This is a genomic window from Peteryoungia wuzhouensis (assembly GCF_003205195.1).
Lineage (GTDB): Bacteria > Pseudomonadota > Alphaproteobacteria > Rhizobiales > Rhizobiaceae > Allorhizobium > Allorhizobium wuzhouense.
The window spans coordinates 1-1,058 of sequence record NZ_QJRY01000026.1; the positions used below are offsets into that span (position 1 = coordinate 1).

A 1,058-nucleotide genomic window follows, 5' to 3' on the forward strand; every position below is an offset into this window, starting at 1 on the left:
CTAGAGCGCGTCCATTGAACGCGGAATCGTGTTGATGATTCCCTTGGGTGCGGAATTCTGATTCCATTGCTCCGACTGGTGATTTGGTCGGAGGCGATATGACCCGGGCTTTCAGTGATGATCTGCGTAGCCGCGTTCTGGCAGCGTCGCAGGATGGCATGTCGGCGCGCGCAGCGGCGGCCCGATTTGGGATCGGTATTTCGACAGCGATCGCCTGGATTGCGAGTGCGCGGGCTGGCCGGTTGTCACCTGCAAAACAGGGCCGACGCGGCGGCTCGCGCCTTGATGCCCAAGAGGACTTTATCGTCGGGATGATCGAAGAGGCGAAGGACATCACGCTCAACGAGATGGTTCTGCGATTGCGTGAGGAGAGAGCCGTATCGATCGGCCGCAGCGCGCTCGACGTCTGGCTGCGAAGGCACGGCTGGACTTTCAAAAAAAGACCGCCCATGCACTGGAGCAGGAGCGTCCCGAGCTCCTGAAGCGTCGCCAGGACTGGTTTGACGGCCAGCTCGACCTCGACCCAGCGCGCCTCGTCTTCATCGATGAAACCGGCCTGAGCACGAAGATGTCGCGGCTTCGCGGACGAGCCCCTTGCGGAGATCGATGCCGCTCACCGATCCCGCATGGACACTGGAAGACGACGACATTCACCGGCGCACTCAGGCTTTCGGGCATGACCGCACCCATGGTCCTCGACGGCGCGATGAACGGCGTCGCATTCCATGCCTATGTCGAACAGGTTCTCCTACCAACCTTAGCACCCGGCGATATCGTCATCATGGACAACTTGCCCGCACACAAAGCGGAGGGCGTGCGTCATGCAATCGAAGGTGCCGGATGCCGGTTGCTCTATCTCCCGCCCTACAGTCCGGACTTCAATCCCATCGAGAAGGCATTTGCAAAGCTGAAGGCTGTCTTGCGCGCCAAAGCCGAGAGAACGGTCGACGGCTTATGGAATACGGCCGGCCAGATCGTTGCGCTGTTCGAGCCGAAGGAATGCGCCAACTACTTCAAATCCTGCGGATATGACCCCGAGTAAAGTGGACGTGCTCTAG

1 protein-coding gene is annotated in these 1,058 nt (G+C 60.1%); it reads left to right on the top strand.

Going from position 1 to position 1,058, the window contains the following annotated elements:
• Positions 1–98: 98 nt before the first annotated feature.
• Positions 99–1,042, top strand: a protein-coding gene (locus tag DMY87_RS23950; RefSeq protein WP_165826447.1) for an IS630 family transposase whose coding sequence is annotated in 2 segments (ribosomal slippage) — positions 99–423 and positions 423–1,042 — 945 coding nt in all. Because the reading frame shifts where the segments join, the coding sequence is not laid out codon by codon here.
• Positions 1,043–1,058: the final 16 nt, after the last annotated feature.